The sequence below is a fragment of the Catenulispora yoronensis genome (assembly GCF_039531695.1).
Lineage (GTDB): Bacteria > Actinomycetota > Actinomycetes > Streptomycetales > Catenulisporaceae > Catenulispora > Catenulispora yoronensis.
This window is the reverse complement of record NZ_BAAAQN010000169.1, coordinates 1-695: the sequence shown is the minus strand read 5'-3', so window position 1 is coordinate 695 and position 695 is coordinate 1. Positions and strand designations below refer to the sequence as shown.

Sequence of the window (695 nt, the reverse complement as noted above, 5' to 3'; positions counted from 1 at the left end):
TCGGGTCGTTACGCACGATCTCAAACAGGTCGGCGGCAATATCGCGATCGAGGTTATGGGCAAAGATTTGCTGACCATCGCTATCGTGAACGCGGGCGCCGTTAGAGGTGATCATGTACGACCGGATGCCGAGATTATCGCGGATTTGCCCGACGTCGATGTAGTGACGGCCGGTGGCGAAGACGAAATTGATCCCACGGGCGGTAAGCAGCTTCAGCGTCTCTTTGGCATACGGGGTCAGGAAATGATCGGGGGAAAGCAACGTGCCGTCTAAATCAGACGCAACAACCTGGTACATAAAAAAGTTAACCTCTAAGCAGGGCGACGAGCGTTATCGTCGGATTAAGTATGTCGATTGAAAAACTCGACGATGGCATTGAGCGCGACTGAGCGCATAGCGTCCTTTTCAAAAAGGATCTCATGATATGCCCCTTCAATGACGAGCGGTTTACCGCCCTCACAGGGATGGCCGGCAGCGGCCCGTAATTCGCAATAGCGGTCGTGCATCAGATTATCGACCACCCGCTCCTCCTCCGCCTGTAAAAGCAGCGTCGGGGCGGTATCTTTTTCCACATTCGCCAGCACTTCGTCGCCGGCCAGCATGCCCTCACGCACCCAGTGCCAGGTCGGACCGCCGACCTGCAGCCGCGGCTCATCGGCATAGAAGCGCAGGTTGCGACGATAGCGTTGCCGAC

General features: G+C 56.4%; 2 protein-coding genes. Both read right to left on the bottom strand.

All coding sequences use genetic code 11. The features are described from left to right. A partial coding sequence (locus ABD481_RS46600; protein WP_344672336.1) for an HAD-IIB family hydrolase occupies positions 1-298 on the bottom strand: 298 nt, incomplete at its 3' end. Positions 299-342: 44 nt separating this feature from the next. Next, the coding region (locus ABD481_RS46595; protein ID WP_344672335.1) for a serine aminopeptidase domain-containing protein at positions 343-695 on the bottom strand (353 nt) is incomplete at its 5' end.